The following is a 16421-nucleotide window of genomic DNA, read 5'->3' as shown; positions in this document are numbered from 1 at the left end:
CCAGTGGGTGGAAGTCTTTGCGCCCGCGCCTGCGCCCTCTACCCTCTGCGGCAAAACCAGAGAAAGCCCCGCCGATGACACCAAGCCGCCGCCAGTTCCTCAGCACCCTTGCCACGCTGCCCCTGTTGCCCGCCCTGCCTCGGATCGCGCAGGCGGCGCCGCACCGCCTGACGCTTGCACCGGCATCGCAGCAGATCGCCCCGCCCAACTACCCGGCCACGGATCTGTGGTGCGTCAACGGCACCATGCCGGGCGAGACCCTGCGCCTGAAACAGGGCGCGCGGCTGGTGGCCGAGGTCGTAAACCGCCTGCCACAACCCACCAGCCTCCATTGGCACGGCATCCGCATCGATAACGCCATGGACGGGGTGCCCGGCGTCACGCAGGACCCGATCCAGCCCGGTGAAACCTTCACGTATGATTTCGCCCTGCCAGATGCGGGCAGCTACTGGTACCATTCCCACGCGCAATCGGTGGAACAGGTCGAACGCGGCCTGCAAGGCGTGTTGATCGTCGAGGAACCGGACGCGCCGGATGTGGATCAGGACCTCCCGCTGGTGATTGACGACCTGCGTGTCACGGCTGAGGCCGCTGTCGATACCGCGTTCAATGCCCCGCATGACCTGTCGCACGCGGGCCGTATGGGCAATGTGCTCTTGTGCAACGGCAAGATGGTGGCGGACCACCCCGTCAAAACCGGCGACCGCCTGCGCCTGCGCCTCATCAACAGCGCCAATGCGCGCATTTTCACCCTCGGGCTACAAGGGCTTGAGGGCTGGGTGATGGCCTATGACGGCATGCCACTGGCCACGCCGATGCCGCTGCCGGACCAGCTTGTCCTCGCCCCCGCCCAGCGCATTGATCTGTTTGTCGACGTGACTGCCAAGGCTGGCGAGGACGCATTTCTCGTCCAGTTTGAGCGCGATGGCGGCTATGAGCTGGCCCGCTTTCCGGTGACATCCGGCACCCGCACCCGCCGCACCGCGCCCGCTGCACTACCGCCCAATCCCGACTTTCCCATCGATCTGAATTCAGCCCGCAGCGTCGATCTGATCACCGAAGGCGGCGCGATGGCGTGGCTGCAAAACGCCAATTTCAAAGGCGAAAACCTCTCCGGCCAGGACCTCGCACAATTGGGCCAGTTCTGGTCCTTCAACGGCACCGCAGGCCGCCCGATTGAGCCGCTGATCACCGCGCGCCTCGGCGAGACCATCCGCATCCGAATGGCCAACGACACCCAGTTCCCGCACGCCATGCATCTGCACGGGATGCATTTTTCCGAGGTCCTGCCAGACGGCACCCTCGGCCCGTTGCGCGACACGCTCCTGATGCTGCGCGGAGAGACCCGCGAGATCGCCTTTCAGGCCCATAACCCGGGTGATTGGCTGTTTCACTGTCATATGCTGTCGCATCACGCCGCGGGCATGGGCACATGGGTGCGGGTGACAGCCTGACGCCCTTGTTCTTCTAACCGCAAATATCCCCGCCGGAGGCCTTCAGGTTTTGCCCGCAAAACCTGAATTACTCTCCCTGGCGCTGGATGCGCTTCTTGGCAAAGAACTCCGTGCGCTTGCGCAGCTCGCGCTCAAACCCGCGTTCCACCGGCTGATAGAGCACAGGTCGCTTCACCCCATCGGGAAAGTAGTTCTGCCCCGAAAACCCATCCTCTGCGTTGTGGTCATAGTCATAGCCTTTGCCATAGCCCTGCTGTTCCATCAGCTTGGTCGGCGCATTGAGGATATGTTTGGGCGGCGGCTCTGACCCCGTCTCCTTGGCCAGACGTCGCGCCGCCTTATAGGCCATGTATCCCGCGTTGGTCTTGGGCGCGAGCGCGAGGTAAATCACCGCCTGCGCCAGCGCCAACTCCCCCTCGGGCGAGCCAAGCCGCTCATAGGCTTCCCAGGCTTGCAGGCAGATCGCCTGCGCTTGCGGGTCGGCCAGCGCAATATCCTCCACCGCCATCCGGGTCAGACGCCGGGCGAGGTATTTTGGGTCTTCGCCGCCCTCCAGCATCCGCGCGAACCAATACAGCGCCGCATCCGGGTCGGAGCCGCGCACGGATTTATGCAGCGCCGAGATGAGGTTATAATGCTCATCGCCGGATTTGTCGTATTTCGCCGCCCGCCGCATCAGCCGCGTCGCCAGCGCTTCCCGGCCCAGGGGCTGATCGACCTTCCAGGCCGCGACCTGCTCGATCAGGTTCAAGAGCGCCCGCCCGTCGCCATCGGCCATCTGATGCAGCGCATCGCGCGCCTCGGGCAACAGCGGCAACCGGCGTTCCAGCGCCTGTTCCGCACGCTGCGTCAGCCGCTCCAGATCCGCAAGGCTCAGGCGTTCCAGCACCAGAACCTGCGAGCGCGACAACACCGCGGCATTGAGCTCAAAGCTCGGGTTTTCCGTCGTGGCCCCCACCAGAAGGATGGTGCCATCCTCCATATGCGGCAGGAACCCGTCCTGCTGCGCCTTGTTGAAACGGTGGATCTCGTCGACAAAGAGCAGCGTGCCCTGCCCGTTCTGGCGCCGGATCTTGGCCGCCTCGAACACCTTCTTGAGGTCCGGCACGCCGGTGAAAATGGCCGAGATCTGCACAAAGTGCAGGTCGGTTTCCTGCGCCAACAGCCGCGCGATGGTGGTCTTGCCCACCCCCGGCGGCCCCCAGAAGATCAGCGACGACAGCGCCCCGGAGGCCAGCATCACCCCCAGCGGTGCCTCTTCGCCCAAGACCTGCTCCTGACCGATCACCTCGGCAAGTGTGCGGGGCCGCAACCGGTCCGCGAGCGGGCGCGGCGCGTCATTGGCCGCATCGTGATCGCGCTGAGCGCCCGCCTCCCCGCTGTCAAACAGATCCGCCATTGCTCAGAGCCGGAACCGCAGCGACACGCGCTGGCCCTGTCGCAACAGATCCAGCCGCATCCAGCGGCCACTGTTCATCAAGAGGTTCGCCACATCCTCCGGTGCGGCAATCTCCTCGCCATTGATGGCCAGCAGGAGATCCCCCGCGCGCACCCCGCCGCGCCCGGCATAGGGGCCGGGGTCCATCACAACCACTCCTTCGGTCGACAGCGGCAGCTGCATCTTGGTGATGACCTGCGGGTTCACAAGCCCCACCACCAACCCCGGCATCGGGGTTTGCTCGTTCAGCGTGATCGGATCAGCGGCCGGAGAGTTGGGCGCCTCCATCAGGGCGACCTCCACGGTTTCTGTTTCGCCCTGACGCACCCGCGTCACCGCGCTGGTGCCGCCCAGTTCCGCCACCGACAGACGAAAGGCCATCTCGGAGGGCGAGTTCACCGGCTCGCCGTCCACGGCCAGCACCACATCGCCCACCTCAAAACCCGCCGCGACAAAGGGGCTTTGCGGGTGCAGTTCGGAGATCAGCATCCCATCCACCTGGCCCAGACCCAGCGCCTCGGCCAGATCGGAATCCACCGGCTGGCCCGTCATCCCCGCCCAGGGGCGCTGAAATTCGCCTTCGCCCTCACGCGCCTGACGCACAAATTCGCGCACCAGATTGGCAGGAATGGCAAAGCCAATACCGTTCGAGCCGCCCGAGCGGCTGAGGATCCGGGTGTTGATGCCAATGAGATCGCCATTCACATCGATCAAGGCGCCGCCGGAGTTGCCCGGATTGATCGGCGCGTCGGTCTGGATGTAATAGCCAAACCCCTGCCCGCCACCGGTGCCCGTGCGCGCAAGGCCCGAGATAATGCCCGAGGACACCGTCTGCCCCACCCCAAAGGGGTTGCCGATGGCCAGGGTCAGCTCGCCCACCTCGACCTCGTCGCTGTTGCGCAGGCCAAGGAAGGGCAAGCCTTCGGCGTCTTTCAACTGCAAGATCGCCAGATCGGACGCCTGATCCGCAAGGATCACCTCGGCCTGATACTCGCGCCGATCATTGGTCACCACGCGGATATCGGACGCCTCTCCGACCACGTGATAGTTTGAGACCACGATGCCATCTTCGGATAGGATCACACCAGAGCCGAGCGAGTTCTGTACCCTCGGGCGGGGCTGGGCAAACTGGCGAAAGAAATCATCAAAGAACGGATCATCGGCAAAGGGGCTGCGGGCGCGGTCCTGTCGGATGATCTTGGCGTAAATATTCACAACCGCCGGTGCGGCCTCTTTGACCAGTGGCGCAAACCCCAGTGAAATCTCGGTCTGGCTCTGCGGGACTTTGGTCTCGGCCTGCGCCGCAAGCGGCAAGCTGGTCACCAGAGCAAGGGTCAGGGGAAGGGCAAGACTGCGGATCATGGGGCCTCCGGGACGTTATTTTGGTCCTGATGATATGCGAAGGTGCGCAGGGGATTGCAAGCATGTGCAGAAAAACCGGGGCTTAAGGGGCGCTGCCCCTCCTGACCTGCGGTCAGTTCACCCCGGGATATTTTTGGTTAGAAGATGAAGGGGGCGGGATTGCGCCGCCCCCGGTTCCGATCAGCCAGCAAGGCGGGCGCCCTGGGTGCGGCGGGTCTCGACCGCCTGTGCCAGTTTGCGCAGCTCGGCCTCGGTTTCCTCCCAACCGATGCAGCCGTCGGTGATCGACTGACCGTAGGTGAGTTTCGACAGATCCCCGTCCTTGGGCAGATCCTGTCGGCCATGCACAAGGTGGCTTTCGATCATGATGCCGGTGATGCGGGTTTCGCCCTGCGCCATCTGACCGGCCACATCCGCAAGCACCTCGGGCTGTTTGGCCGGGTCTTTGGCGGAGTTGGCATGGCTTGCGTCGATCATCACCTGCGGGCGGATGCCGTCGGCGGCGGCCTTCTGGCAGGCGGCATCAATGCTGGCCGCGTCATAATTGGTGCCACCGCCCCCGCGCAGGATGATATGGCAATCCGGGTTGCCCGCCGTGGCGGCAATCGCCGCAAGGCCCGAGGGGGCCAGCGCCATGAAATGATGCGGTGTTGCGGCAGAGCGCACCGCGTCGATGGCGATCTGCACATTGCCGCGGGTGCCGTTCTTGAACCCCACCGGGCAGCTCAGGCCCGAGGCCATCTCGCGGTGGATCTGGCTCTCGGTGGTGCGGGCGCCAATCGCCGCCCAGCTGACCAGATCGCTAATGTATTGCGGCACCGCCGCATCGAGGAACTCGGTCCCCACCGGCAGGCCCATCTCGCTCAGGTCGAGGCAGAGTTTGCGGGCAATCGACAAGCCCTTGTTGATGCGGAAGGAGCCATCAAGGTTGGGGTCGTTGATCAGCCCCTTCCAGCCCGCGATGGTGCGGGGTTTTTCAAAATAGACCCGCATCACGATCTCCAGATGGTCGCCCAGCTCGGCGCGCAGCGGGGCGAGGCGGCGGGCGTAGTCCAGTGCGGCCTCCGGGTCGTGGATGGAACAGGGGCCAACCACCACGACCAGCCGGTCGTCCGCGCCATGCAGGATCTTCTGAATGCTGGCGCGTGCGTTCAATACGGTCTCGCGCGCGGCATCGGTCAGCGGGTGTTTCACCGCGAGGGCTTCGGGGCAGATCAATTCCTGCATATCGGTAATCCGGAGGTCATTTGTCGGGGTCGCAGAGAGCGTTGTCATCGGGGCTTTCCTTTGGCGGGTGCCCCGTCTGGACCTCTGGACAACAAAAAACCGCCCTTGGTCCCGGGGCGGTTTGGTGCGGTGTTCTGGTGTTTCTGTCAGTTCAATTCAGAAACGCGAAGACCCTCCGTCCGCCATGTGGCGCGGATAAAAGTAATACCAGAACTGAGCGAACTGTTGGGTCATGCGCCGGACGCTAGCGAAGATTCGCGCCCCTGTCGATCCCCAAACGCAGCTGTTAGCCGGCGCAAGGTGATTGTACCTGCGCGCCGTGTGACTAGATAGGACCAGCGGATTCTCCGCAAAGACCAGGATGACGGAGATCCGCACATGCAACAGGCCAAGTTTCTCAAGGGCAATTTGCTGCGCCATATCACGGTGATGTCACTCACCTCCTCGGTGGGGTTGATGGCGGTGTTTGCGGTGGATTTCATCGACATGGTCTTTATCGCCATGCTCGGCAAAGAAGAGCTGGCGGCGGCCGTGGGCTATGCCGGTGCGATCCTGTTTTTCACCACCTCATTCAACATCGGGATTGCCATTGCGGCAGGTGCGTTGGTCGCGCGGGCCCTGGGCGCAGGCGATCATGTCCTGGCGCGGCAGCAGGCCTCTAACGCCTTGATATGGGGCGGGGTTTTCTCGGCTCTCTTTGCCGTGGTGATCTGGATATACCTCTCGCCGCTGGTCACGCTCCTTGGGGCCAGCGGACGGGCGCATGATCTGGCGGTGGACTATCTGCAAATCATCGTGCCGACCTTGCCGCTGCTGTTGATGGGGATGGCGGGAGGGGCAATCCTGCGCGCCCATGGCGATGCGCGCCGCGCCATGATGGCCACCATTGCCGGGGGGCTGGTCAATGCGATCTTGGACCCGATCCTGATCTTTGGCCTCAATCTGGAACTGACCGGCGCGGCCCTGGCCAGTGCGGCCTCGCGCGTGGCGGTTGCGGTCTTTGCCTTGGGGCCGATCTTTCGCCACCACGGCGGGTTGGAGCGCCCGCCGCTGTCGCTGTTCATTGCCGGGCTTGCGCCGATCTTTGCGATTTCCTTTCCGGCGATTCTCACGCAGCTGGCCACGCCGGTCGGACAGGCCTTTGTCACTCGCGCCATGGCGGAGTTTGGCGAGGATGCGGTGGCGGGCATGGCGATTATCGCCCGGATGTCGCCGCTGGCCTTTGGCACCATCTTTGCGCTGTCGGGTGCCGTGGGGCCAATTGTCGGACAGAACTACGGCGCGGGGAATTTTGCCCGTGTGCGGCGCGCGTTCTGGGATGCGCTCCTGTTCACCGGCCTCTTTGTGGCGGTGATGACGGCGATCCTGTTTGCCATGCGCACGCATGTTGCAGCCCTATTTGACGCCGACGGCACCGCGCTCACGCTGATCTATCTGTTTTGCGGCCCGCTTGCGCTGGCGTTCTTCTTCAACGGAGCGATCTTTGTGGCCAATGCCAGCTTCAACAACCTTGGCCGCCCGTTCAACTCCACCTGGCTGAACTGGGGGCGCAATACCATCGGGACCATCCCGCTGGTGTGGCTCGGCGCGCATCTTTATGGCGCATCCGGCGCATTGATCGGTCAGGCGGTGGGCGGTGTGATCTTTGGCGTTTTTGCGATCTGGCTTGCGCGGCGCGTGATTGCCGAGGTTGAGGCCACAGGTGGCGCTCCCAAAGGCCCCGGCCTGTTCCAGCGTCAGGCGCGCCAGATCATCCTTGCCTTCAGTCGGCGCTAGGCTCTTTCGGCGTGGCGCGCCCATAGCCGGGGCGCCCGGTGCCGCTTTGGGCGACGTCGAAATTCCACACGATGCAGAGGTTCGTGATCATCGCGCCGATAAAGGAATAGATCAGCTGTTCAGGTGACAGCACCAGCGCCGAGGCGGCAAAGACACAGGCGTCGACGCCCAGTTGGAACCAGCCGGCCTTGAACCCGGTGCGGTGCTCGATGATGATGCCGAGGATGGTCATGCCACCGGCAGAGGCATTGTGGCGAAAGATCGCGATCAGCCCGGCCCCGCTGCACGCCCCACCCAAGAGCGCCGCAACGCCGATGTGCAGCGCATCAAAGCTCAGGTAGTGCGGCAGGATCTGCGCCCCGGCGGAGATCCCCAGGACCACCATCACCGTGCGCAGGGCAAAAACCGCGCCGCGTCTCGTCCAGGCGAGGATCAGGAACGGCACGCCGATGGCAAAGAACAGCGGCCCGAACCCCAGCGGCAACACATAAGAGAGCAGCAGCGCGATGCCCGCGGTCTGCCCGGTCACCAGCCCGGCGGCCTTGAGGAACACCACGCCGAGCGAACACATCACCACGCCAAAAACCAGACCTTGCAGGTCGAAGGCGGTCAACAGGGGCTTTGGGGCGGCGCTGCGCATGGTGGATCCTCGGTGATGGGGTGCCTCCGTGATAGGCCGCTGCATTGCAGAAAACAACGGTCGAGATGTCTACATCTTCGACTGGACCTTGCCCGGATCACCACTATCCTCCCCCGCAAGGATAATGAGGAGGCTCACAATGCGCATTCTGTTCACCGGCGGCTCCGGCAAGGCCGGACGTCACGCCATCGCCTATCTGCTGGCGCAGGGGCATCGGGTGGTCAATGTGGATCTCAAGCCGCTCGACCTGCCGGGGGTCGACAACCGCATCGCTGATATGACCGATGCCGGCCAGATGCATGACGTGATGCACGCCTGGGCCGGATATGACGAGATGGAAAGCCACCGCAGCCCGCCGCGCTTTGACGCGGTGGTGCATTTTGCCGCCGTGCCGCGCCTGCTGATGACCTCGGACAACGAGTGCTACCGGATCAATACGGTGGGCACCTACAATGTGATCGACGCCGCGCTCAAGGCTGGCGTGCACAAGGTGATCTTTGCCTCCTCGGAAACCACCTACGGGATCTGTTTTGCGGGCGGGGAGCGCCTGCCGGAGTATCTGCCCATCGACGAGGATCACCCGGTGGTGCCCGAGGACGCCTATGCCATGTCCAAAGTGGCCAACGAGCACGCCGCGCAGAGCTTTCAACGCCGCACCGGCGCCGACATCTACGGGCTGCGCATCAACAATGTGATCGAGCCGCATGAGTACAAGGCGAACTTCCCCGCCTATATGGCCGACCCGGACATGCGGCGGCGCAATATCTTTGCCTATATCGACGCCCGGGATCTGGGCCATATGGTGCAGAAATGCCTCGAGGCGGACGGGCTGGGGTATCAGATTTTCAACGTCGCCAATCGCGATCATTCCGTGAACCTCTCCACCTCGGAGATCATCACCCATTATTACGAGGGTGTCCCGGCCCGGGAGATGGGCGCGCGCGAGACCTTCTATTCGATCCGCAAGGCGGAGCGGATGCTGGGCTTTGATCCGCAGCACAATTGGCGCATGTATCTGGACGACCCGCGCGAGGTCTGAGCCGGGACGCGGCAAATCCCCTTGCGCTTGCGCTGCCCGGGTGGAATGCAGGACACAGATGATGTGCCATGCCCGGGGAGTGCCCATGACGTTTTCGATCGCGATCGGACCCAACATCCGGAAATCCGCCTATTTCGACGCCACCGTGCGCGACGGGGTGCGCGGGTTTTCGGTCTACAATCACATGTATATCCCTGGCAATTTCGGCGATCCGGCGGGCGAATACGACCGGCTCATCAATGGTGTCGCCATGTGGGACGTGGCAGCACAGCGGCAGGTGGAGTTGCATGGACCGGACGCCGGACGGCTGGCGCAATATCTGACACCGCGCGACCTGTCCAAGACCAGGGTCGGTCAGGGGCGCTATGTGCCCCTGTGCGATCATGCCGGCTGGCTGATCAATGACCCGGTGCTGCTGAAGCTCTCGGAGGATCGCTATTGGCTGTCGGTGGCCGACAGCGACATCCACCTCTGGGCCGCCGCCATCGGGCGCGAGCGCGGCTGGGCGGTGGAGGTCAGCGAGCCCGATGTCTCGCCGCTGGCAATCCAGGGGCCAAAGGCCGCCGATGTCACCGCCGCCTTGTTCGGCGACTGGGTGCGCGAGCTGCGCTATTTCGGCTTCCGCCAGACGGAGCTAGACGGCATTCCGCTGGTGCTGGCGCGCTCGGGCTGGTCCAAACAGGGCGGATTTGAACTCTACCTGCAAGACCGCAGCCGTGGGCTGGATCTCTGGGATCGGGTCAAGGCGGCGGGCGCGCCCTTTGACATCGGCCCCGGCGCCCCCAACGACATCGAACGGCTGGAGAGCGGCCTCATTTCCTATGGCGCTGACATGCGCTGGCAGGACACGCGCGCCACGCCGTTCGAGATGGGATTTGGTCCGCTGATCGACCTCGACAGCGGGCATGACTTTGTCGGCCGCGCCGCCCTGTCGCGCCTGGCGGCGGAACCGCCCGCGCGCCAGCGGGTTGGTCTGACCATCGCCGACACGCCGCCCCTGCCGGGCAACCCGGTGCCACTGTGGCAGGGCGACGCGCAGGTGGGCCATGTGACCGAATTTGCCTACTCTCCCCGCCTCGGCACCACCATCGCCCATGCGCTGATCCGCGCGGATCTCGCCGAGGCCGCCGACGGGCTGCACCTGCGCCTTGAGGGGCGGCACCATGCAGCCGCCCTGCACCCCATCCCCTTTGTCAAGTGAGCCCGCTGATGCCTGAGACCCTGCCCCCCTGCCCCGCCTGTGCCTCCGTCTACACCTACGAGATGGACGCGCTGCTGGTCTGCCCGGAATGCGGCCACGAATGGTCCGCCACCGCCGAAGAGGACGCCGCCGTGGTGCGCGACAGCGTCGGCAACATCCTGACCGACGGCGACACGGTGACGGTGATCAAGGACCTCAAGGTCAAGGGATCATCGAGTGTCGTCAAAGTCGGCACCAAGGTGCGCGGCATCCGTCTTGTTGACGGCGACCACGACATTGATTGCAAGGTGCCGGGCATCGGCCAGATGGGCCTCAAGAGCCAGTTTGTGAAAAAGGCGGCGGACTGATGCGGATCGCATAGGCCGGGGCGTCAGGCGGTCGATTTTTCCACCGTGCTGGCCAGCTCCCGGATCTTGAGGTCTGCAAGCTTCAGAGATTTGTCAAAACCGTCGAGGAGATCGGTCAGCGTCTTGCTGTTGTCCGCCGCCTTGATGTCCTTGACGCATTTCTTGCGCGCCTTCTGATAATCTCCGACCAGTTTTTTCAGGTCTTTCAGTTTTCGGGCGCCGGTCTTCAGTTGGCCTTCGGCCCCCCGCGCATCGGTTTCTGCGAGGGCGCTGCCTTTCTTGTGCGCGGCAAGGATCTCGCCGAGCAGCTTCTTGATCCGGGCGCCGTTGCGCTTCAGTTGGGCCGCGTCCAGCAGCTTGGGCAGATCGGCCTCCGCGGTGGCCTCCTTGCCTGCGTCCTTGATCATCTTGTCGAGGATCTTCTTGTACTGAAGCGCATAGAACTTTTCGGCTGGCTTCAGCTTGCCCTCACATTTGACCACCGAGGCCAGCTCTTTTCCGGCCGCTCCCAGCCGCGCCGCCAGCGCCTCCGCGGCCTTCTTGTCGGCAGAGCCCTTGGCGGCGGCCTTGGCCTCCTTTTCCGTCAGCTTGGCGAGGCTGTCGATGTCCTTTTGCGCAGACTTGGCGGCGACGGTCATCTGCGCCAGCGCGGTCAGCTCTTTCTTCTGCGCCGCCACTGCCTTTTCCCACAGCACCCGCGCGGATTTGAAGCCGCGGTCCTTGTCGAGCTCGGACACCGATTTGCCGGCGTGGCCGTTCTCGCGGGCGGCGGCGAGTGCGGCGCGCAGGTCGTCCTCCCGATCCCAGCATGTATTGAGCGCAAGGGTAATGGATTTGAGCTGCTTCAGCGCATCCGCCTTGGTCAATGGCTTCAGCTTGGGCAACAGCTTTTTGAAATCACCTTCTATCTTGTCCAACCCTTTGGGCATGACACAACTCCCACTGGCAAACTCTCAACACGTGAATGCCCGCGAGTATGCCGCAGTTTTGCCTGCAGCCCAAAGAAAAACCCCGCCCTGTTGCCAGAGCGGGGGAAAGTCCGTCGGTCAGATGACCGCGAGATCTTATTCTTCGTCTTCGACGGCTTCCAGCTCCGCCAGGCGGGCCTTGTCGGCTGCGCCTTTGGCGTTGAGGTCGCGGTCGACGAATTCGATGATCGCCATCGGTGCCATGTCACCGTAACGGAAACCGGCTTTCAGGATGCGGACGTAACCGCCCTGACGATCCTTGTAGCGCGGGCCCAGGACTTCGAACAGTTTCGCGACGTCCTTTTCCTGTTTCAGCTTGGACGCGGCCTGACGGCGGGCGTGCAGGTCGCCGCGCTTTGCCAGCGTGATCATCTTTTCGATGATCGGACGCAGTTCCTTTGCTTTCGGAAGGGTGGTCTTGATCTGTTCGTGTTCGATCAGCGAGCCAGCCATGTTGGAGAACAGGGCCTTACGGTGCTCGTGAGTACGGTTCAGGCGGCGATAACCACGTGCGTGACGCATTTTCTATATCCTTTAACTTGCGTTTTGCTTTGTCAGGCAGCTGATGCGTGTCGGCTGCTCACCTTGGGGCGGAAGGCCCATTCAGGGTCGAAACGCTCCACCGGAGCCTTTCTCGCCTTCATTCCCCGGCAGGTCCGGGAATTTTGAAGGGGGCCTTAGCCCCCTCCGGATCGAAAGTCCAGCTTAGAAGCTGTCTTCGAATTTCTTGGCCAGCTCTTCGATGTTGTCCGGCGGCCAGTCCTCGACGTCCATACCGAGGTGCAGACCCATGCCAGACAGCACTTCCTTGATCTCGTTCAAGGACTTGCGGCCGAAGTTCGGGGTGCGGAGCATCTCGGCTTCGGTTTTCTGGATCAGATCGCCGATATAGACGATGTTGTCGTTCTTGAGGCAGTTTGCCGAACGTACGGACAGTTCCAGTTCGTCCACTTTCTTCAACAGAAGCGGGTTGAACTCGAGACCATCGTCCTCGTCCTGACGGCCTGCGGATTCCGGCTCGTCGAAGTTCACGAAGATCGACAGCTGGTCCTGCAGGATGCGGGCCGCAAACGCCAGCGCGTCCTCGGGCGTGATGGAGCCGTCGGTGTCAACCTTGAGGGTCAGCTTGTCATAATCCAGCACCTGGCCCTCACGGGTGGGCTGAACGTCGTAGGAGACCTTCTTGACCGGGGAATAGATTGCGTCGATCGGGATCAGACCGATCGGTGCGTCCTCGGGCTTGTTCTTGTCGGCAGAGACATAGCCTTTGCCGGTGTTGACGGTCAGCTCCATGAACAGATCCGCACCATCGTCGAGGTGGCAGATGACGTGCTCGCGGTTCAGAACCTCGATGCCAGCGGTTTCGGCAATGTCGCCTGCGGTGACGACGGCCGGACCCTTGGCATTGATCGACAGGCGCTTGGGCCCTTCGACTTCCATGCGCAGGGACACCTGCTTGAGGTTCAGGATGATGTCTGTGACGTCTTCACGAACACCGGCCACGGAGGAAAACTCGTGCAGCACGTTGTCGATCTGAACGGATGTGATGGCGGCGCCTTGCAGCGAGCTCATCAGGATGCGGCGCAGTGCGTTGCCGAGCGTCAGACCAAAGCCACGCTCCAGCGGTTCCGCCACAAGCGTTGCCTGACGTGCCGGATCATTGCCCGGTTTCACCTCAAGCTGCGTGGGCTTGATCAATTCTGCCCAATTCTTATGGATCATGCGTTCCCTCCATTCCTGTCTGGTCCCCATGTCCAAAGGATCAGACGCCCGAGGTTTCTAATGACGAACGGGGGCCCTGCGCGCGGCAAGGCCCCTGTTTTTCTGGGTGTCGCTTAGACGCGGCGGCGCTTCGGCGGGCGGCAGCCGTTGTGGGCGATCGGGGTCACATCACGGATGTTGGTGATGTTGAAGCCGATCGCGGCCAGCGCGCGCAGGGCGGATTCACGACCCGAACCGGGGCCCTGAACTTCGACCTCAAGCGTCTTTACGCCGTGATCCTGTGCCTTGCGGCCTGCGTCCTCGGCAGCCATCTGCGCAGCATAGGGCGTGGACTTACGGGAGCCCTTGAAGCCCATGGTGCCAGCGGAGGACCAGGAGATCGCATTGCCCTGAACGTCGGAGATCAGGATCTTGGTGTTGTTGAACGAGGAATTCACATGCGCAACACCGGAGGCGATGTTCTTGCGTTCCTTGCGTTTAACGCGGGTTTTATCACGTGCCATTGGTCAGACCCTCCCTTACTTCTTCTTACCGGCAATGGCCTTTGCGGGGCCTTTGCGAGTACGAGCGTTGGTGTGGGTGCGCTGACCACGAACCGGCAGGTTGCGACGGTGGCGCAGGCCACGGTAGCAGCCCAGGTCCATCAGGCGCTTGATGTTCATCTGCACTTCACGACGCAGGTCACCTTCGACGGTGTAGGTCGCGTCGATGTGCTCGCGGATGGCCAGAACTTCTGCGTCGGAGAGTTCGTTCACACGACGGGTTGCGTCGATGTTCACGGCCTCGCAGATGGCTTTGGCGGAGGCAGGACCGATACCCGTGATATAGGTCAGGGCGATCGGAACCCGTTTGGCAGTCGGGATGTTAACGCCGGCAATACGTGCCACGTGTCACTTTCCTTTTTGGTTGCGGTTCCGTAACTCCAGAACCTTTTTTCACAACACTTGACCGTGGCAGTGAGGCCAGAGGGTCCAGCATGTCTCGAGGTGGTCAGGTGGACAACGCAAATTGCCCGCCTGGAATGATTCCCAGCAGGGATGTCGGTTCGTATTTGGAATTGGCGGATGGGTCAACCCTCAAACCAGCATCCGGCGCGGCAGGCTGCGGGCTTCGCGATATTCTGCCGCGACCTGCCCCCTGCCCGATTACAAAACAGGCCGCCCGGGGGGGGGCGGCCTGTTGTCAGAACGTTCCGTGCTGGATGCGGGGATCAATCGCCCAGGATCCAGGCGATGGATTTCTGCACCTCGTCGATGGAGGCCATGCCGTCCAGCCGTTGCAGATTGCCCTTGGCCCAGTAGTAGCCGATCAGCGGCGAGGTCTTCTTGTAGTATTCCATCAGGCGAATACGGACCGATTCCTCGTTGTCGTCCGCGCGCGCTTCCTTGCCTGCAGCGCGGGCTTCCTCGGCGCGGTTGACGATGCGCTTGACCAGCACCTCGTCATCGACCTGCATCTCGATCACCGCGTCGAGTTTCAGATCCATGTCCGCCAGCAGTTTCTCCAGCGCATCCGCCTGCGCCAGCGTGCGCGGGAAGCCGTCGAAGATGAAGCCGCCCTTGGACCCTTCCTGCAGGCGTTCGCGGATCAGGCCGATCACGATCTGGTCGGTGACCAGCTTGCCTTCGGCCATGATCGCCGCGACCTTCTTGCCCATTTCCGTGCCGGAGGACTGTGCCGCGCGCAGCATGTCACCGGTGGACAGTTGGGTCATGTTGCGGCTTTCGACCAGATGGCTGGCCTGCGTACCCTTGCCGGCGCCCGGCGGGCCCAGGAGAATGATATTGGTCATCGACGTGCGGGCCCCCGTTTGGTGCGTTTCTTGTTGCGCCCGCGCAGCTGGCTCTTCTCGATGAGGCCTTCGTATTGATGCGCGAGGAGATGGCTCTGAACCTGCTGGATGGTGTCCATGGTCACGGAGACCACAATCAGCACCGAGGTGCCGCCAAAATACACCGGAATGGCAAAGTTGGCGCGCAGGACCTCTGGCAGCAGACAGACAAGAGCCAGGTAGCCGGAGCCCAGAACGAGGATGCGGTTCACCACATATTCGATGTATTCCGCAGTCTTCTTGCCGGGACGGATGCCGGGCACAAAGCCGTTCTGGTTCTTCAGGTTCTGCGCCACGTCATCCGGTTTGAAGGAGACGTTGAAGGTGTAGAAATAGGCAAAGAACACGATCATCGCGGTAAAGAACAGCAGATAGAGCGGCTGACCGGGACCGAAGTTCGCCAGGAGCCAGCTCATCACCGGGCTGGTGGCAGAGCCCTGGCTGAAGGTGGAGATCGTGGTCGGCAAGAGCAGCAGCGAGGAGGCAAAGATCGCCGGGATCACGCCCGCCGGGTTGACCTTGACCGGCAGGTGCGAGGAGCCCCCGTCATAGACCTTCATGCCCACCTGACGGCGCGGGTACTGGATGTGGATCTTGCGCAGGGCGCGCTCCATGAACACCACGAACATGATGACAGCCACCACCATCACGATCACCGCGATGATGACCGCCGGCGAGATCGCACCGGAGCGACCGGAGGCGAAGAACTGTGCCATCGCGGCGGGAACCTCGGCGATGATGCCGACGAAGATGATCAGGGAGATGCCGTTGCCGATGCCGCGGTTGGTGATCTGCTCACCCAGCCACATCAGGAACATGGTGCCGCCCACCAGGGTGATCATGCAGGCCAGACGGAAGTAGAGCCCGGGATCGAGCGCCAGGTCGCCGGCCTCAAGCGAGGCGGCCAGACCGTAGGACTGCGCGGTGGCCAGCAGCACGGTGCCGTAGCGGGTGTACTGGTTGATCTTCTTGCGGCCCTGCTCGCCCTCTTTTTTCAGCTGTTCGAGCGCGGGCACCATGGAGGTCAGCAACTGCACGATAATGGAGGCCGAAATATAGGGCATGATCCCGAGGGCAAAGATGCCCATGCGCCCAAGCGCGCCGCCGGTGAACATCGACACCATGCCGCCAATGCCCTGCCCCGCTGAATCCATGAACTGGCGCAATGCATCGGTGTCGATTCCCGGCACGGGAATCCAGGTGCCCAGACGATAGACAATCAAAAGTCCGATCGTGAACAGGATGCGGTTGCGCAGATCAGTGGCCTTGCCGAGCGCGGCCCAGCTGGTGTTCGCCGCCATTTGTTCTGCTGCTGATACCATGAAATAGGTCTCTTCTTGCGAAAACGCCGCCCGGAACCGTTTTCCGGCTCGGACGGCGTATAGGAAAACTGATGACTTATGTAAGCGGCTTGCG

The 16421-nt window shown here is 62.8% G+C and carries 16 protein-coding genes; 5 read left to right on the top strand and 11 right to left on the bottom strand.

Features of this window, described 5'->3' with window-relative positions:
- The first annotated feature begins 74 nt into the window (after positions 1-74).
- Positions 75-1454 carry a multicopper oxidase family protein gene (locus MHM88_RS13750; RefSeq protein ID WP_239366117.1) on the top strand — a complete coding sequence of 460 codons (1380 nt, stop codon included), beginning with the start codon at positions 75-77 and terminating at the stop codon, positions 1452-1454.
- Between the two features lie 67 nt (positions 1455-1521).
- Here MHM88_RS13750 and MHM88_RS13745 read toward each other — a convergent pair whose 3' ends face one another.
- The 3 genes from MHM88_RS13745 to MHM88_RS13735 form a co-directional block, all read right to left on the bottom strand.
- Complete coding sequence (locus tag MHM88_RS13745; RefSeq protein ID WP_239366087.1) at positions 1522-2853, bottom strand: replication-associated recombination protein A; 1332 nt, start codon at positions 2851-2853, stop codon at positions 1522-1524.
- 3 nt (positions 2854-2856) lie between these two features.
- Entirely contained in the window at positions 2857-4254 is a 1398-nt protein-coding gene (locus MHM88_RS13740) for a trypsin-like peptidase domain-containing protein (RefSeq protein ID WP_239366084.1), read from the bottom strand.
- A 180-nt stretch (positions 4255-4434) separates the two neighbouring features.
- Entirely contained in the window at positions 4435-5529 is a 1095-nt protein-coding gene (locus tag MHM88_RS13735; RefSeq protein ID WP_239366081.1) for a 3-deoxy-7-phosphoheptulonate synthase, read from the bottom strand.
- Between the two features lie 330 nt (positions 5530-5859).
- On the opposite strand from MHM88_RS13735, the gene MHM88_RS13730 reads away from it, so the two are divergent.
- Positions 5860-7257, top strand: coding sequence for an MATE family efflux transporter (locus MHM88_RS13730; protein ID WP_239366078.1), 1398 nt, complete (start codon positions 5860-5862; stop codon positions 7255-7257).
- Here MHM88_RS13730 and MHM88_RS13725 read toward each other — a convergent pair.
- Positions 7244-7897: a YitT family protein gene (locus MHM88_RS13725; protein ID WP_239323276.1), complete on the bottom strand. Its 654-nt coding sequence runs from the start codon at positions 7895-7897 to the stop codon at positions 7244-7246. The two genes, MHM88_RS13730 and MHM88_RS13725, sit on opposite strands and share 14 nt — an antisense overlap.
- A gap of 139 nt (positions 7898-8036) precedes the next feature.
- Here MHM88_RS13725 and MHM88_RS13720 point away from each other — a divergent pair, with 139 nt between their 5' ends.
- The 3 genes from MHM88_RS13720 to MHM88_RS13710 all read left to right on the top strand — a co-directional run bounded on the left by MHM88_RS13720 (position 8037) and on the right by MHM88_RS13710 (position 10484).
- Positions 8037-8936: an NAD(P)-dependent oxidoreductase gene (locus MHM88_RS13720; RefSeq protein ID WP_239323277.1), complete on the top strand. Its 900-nt coding sequence runs from the start codon at positions 8037-8039 to the stop codon at positions 8934-8936.
- Positions 8937-9021: 85 nt separating this feature from the next.
- Positions 9022-10137 (top strand): glycine cleavage T C-terminal barrel domain-containing protein, encoded by a 1116-nt coding sequence (locus tag MHM88_RS13715; protein WP_239366075.1) that lies wholly within the window; start codon positions 9022-9024, stop codon positions 10135-10137.
- Positions 10138-10145: 8 nt separating this feature from the next.
- Positions 10146-10484, top strand: a complete 339-nt coding sequence (locus MHM88_RS13710) for a zinc ribbon domain-containing protein YjdM (protein WP_239323279.1) — start codon at positions 10146-10148, stop codon at positions 10482-10484.
- 23 nt (positions 10485-10507) lie between these two features.
- On the opposite strand, the gene MHM88_RS13705 is transcribed toward MHM88_RS13710, so the two are convergent.
- The 7 genes from MHM88_RS13705 to secY form a co-directional block, all read right to left on the bottom strand.
- Entirely contained in the window at positions 10508-11413 is a 906-nt protein-coding gene (locus MHM88_RS13705) for a hypothetical protein (protein WP_239323280.1), read from the bottom strand.
- Positions 11414-11548: 135 nt separating this feature from the next.
- Positions 11549-11974 carry a 50S ribosomal protein L17 gene (rplQ, locus tag MHM88_RS13700; RefSeq protein ID WP_239323281.1) on the bottom strand — a complete coding sequence of 142 codons (426 nt, stop codon included), beginning with the start codon at positions 11972-11974 and terminating at the stop codon, positions 11549-11551.
- 183 nt (positions 11975-12157) lie between these two features.
- Positions 12158-13174, bottom strand: coding sequence for a DNA-directed RNA polymerase subunit alpha (locus MHM88_RS13695; protein ID WP_005621805.1), 1017 nt, complete (start codon positions 13172-13174; stop codon positions 12158-12160).
- 113 nt (positions 13175-13287) lie between these two features.
- Positions 13288-13677: a 30S ribosomal protein S11 gene (rpsK, locus tag MHM88_RS13690; RefSeq protein ID WP_239323282.1), complete on the bottom strand. Its 390-nt coding sequence runs from the start codon at positions 13675-13677 to the stop codon at positions 13288-13290.
- A gap of 15 nt (positions 13678-13692) precedes the next feature.
- Positions 13693-14061: a 30S ribosomal protein S13 gene (rpsM, locus tag MHM88_RS13685; protein ID WP_011537626.1), complete on the bottom strand. Its 369-nt coding sequence runs from the start codon at positions 14059-14061 to the stop codon at positions 13693-13695.
- 323 nt (positions 14062-14384) lie between these two features.
- Positions 14385-14966 carry an adenylate kinase gene (locus MHM88_RS13680; RefSeq protein ID WP_239323283.1) on the bottom strand — a complete coding sequence of 194 codons (582 nt, stop codon included), beginning with the start codon at positions 14964-14966 and terminating at the stop codon, positions 14385-14387.
- Positions 14963-16327: a preprotein translocase subunit SecY gene (gene secY, locus MHM88_RS13675; RefSeq protein WP_239323284.1), complete on the bottom strand. Its 1365-nt coding sequence runs from the start codon at positions 16325-16327 to the stop codon at positions 14963-14965. Before secY ends, MHM88_RS13680 begins: the two co-directional genes overlap by 4 nt.
- Positions 16328-16421: the final 94 nt, after the last annotated feature.

The sequence above is a fragment of the Epibacterium sp. MM17-32 genome (assembly GCF_022348205.1).
GTDB lineage: Bacteria > Pseudomonadota > Alphaproteobacteria > Rhodobacterales > Rhodobacteraceae > Epibacterium.
This window is presented reverse-complemented; position numbering and strand designations above follow the sequence as displayed.